Genomic DNA, 1,403 nt, shown 5'->3' on the forward strand with positions numbered 1-1,403 from the left:
TAGTACTTCGTTAGCTCTTGTGGTGGGGTGCCCACAGGAGTAGATCTGCTCCTATGAGGACAGATGAGATCGAGCGGGTGCGCGGGGCACTTGATGAATTCGTCGCGGAGGTCTTTGCCCCGCTGGTCCGGAAGGACCAGCGGGGCAAAGGCGGGTTGTATCTGCAGGGCCTGATGCTCGAAGGCCGGCGAAAATCCATGCAACCGATGGGAGCTCGTCTGGGGGTGGATCACCAGCAGTTGCAGCAGTTCGTCTCCTCCTCCCCCTGGCCGGTCGAACCCGTCCGCCGCCTCCTGGCCCATAAGGCAGTGGACCTGCTGGCCCCGGTGGCGTGGGTGGTCGATGACACCGGGTTCCCCAAGGATGGCCCCGCCTCACCGGGAGTGGCCCGGCAGTATTCGGGAACCCTGGGCAAGGTCGGCAACGTTCAGATCGGGGTCAGCGTCCATGCGGTCACCGACGCCGGGTCCTGTCCGCTGGACTGGCGGTTGTTCCTGCCGCGTAGCTGGGACGACACCTCCTGCGACACCACGGAGGAGGCCGAACAGATCCGTCGACGCCGACGCAGGGCCCAGATCCCCGATGAGGTCCGTCACCGGCCGAAGTGGCAGCTGGCACTCGACATGCTCGACGAGCTTGCCGCCTGGGACCTGGTACCACCGGTGGTTGTCGCGGATGCCGGTTACGGCGACAACGGGTTCTTCCGTACCGGCCTGACACAGCGCGGGATCGGGTACGTGGTGGCCGTGAAGTCTGAGCTCAGCGTGCACCCGGTCGACGCGGTGGTCGAAGAGCCTGTCTACTCCGGTCGGGGCCGGCCGCGGAAACGCGGGTACCTCACCGACCCGGTGCAGGCAAGGACGCTGGCGCTGGGCCTGCCGGACGACGAGTTCCGGACGGTGTCCTGGCGACACGGCACGAAGGGAACCATGACCAGCCGGTTCACCACGGTGCGGGTGCGCCCGGCCAACCGGAACCTGCCGCGGGAGGCGGACGGAACGCTGTCGGCGTGCTGGCTGCTGGTCGAATGGCCCGACGGTGCACCGGAGCCCACCGACTACTGGTTGTCGACCCTGGACGAAGACACGAGCATCGAGGAGCTGGTCCGGTGGGCGAAGATCCGCTGGCGCATCGAACACGACTACCGGGAGCTGAAACACGGGCTGGGGCTGGATCATTTCGAGGGCCGGACCTGGTTGGGCTGGCACCATCACGTCACGCTGGTGACCGCGGCGCACCTGTTTGTCACCGGGCAACGCGTGGCTGGCGACCCGGACCCAAAAGCCCCGGAGGCGGGCTGAGTTTCTACGCCGTCCTGGCAGCACTCCAGACCGCCGTGATCCACCTGCTGGACCACTGCCCCTACTGTCACCGCCCCAGAGACACCTAACGAAGTACTACTA

1 protein-coding gene is annotated in these 1,403 nt (G+C 66.5%); it reads left to right on the plus strand.

Translation table 11 applies throughout. The annotated features are described in order from the left end of the window. Positions 1-53: 53 nt before the first annotated feature. Positions 54-1,301, plus strand: coding sequence for an IS701 family transposase (locus NYP18_RS15300; protein ID WP_259429054.1), 1,248 nt, complete (start codon positions 54-56; stop codon positions 1,299-1,301). Positions 1,302-1,403 lie beyond the last annotated feature (102 nt).

The sequence above is a fragment of the Corynebacterium lemuris genome (genome assembly GCF_024919295.1).
In the GTDB taxonomy this organism is placed as follows: domain Bacteria; phylum Actinomycetota; class Actinomycetes; order Mycobacteriales; family Mycobacteriaceae; genus Corynebacterium; species Corynebacterium lemuris.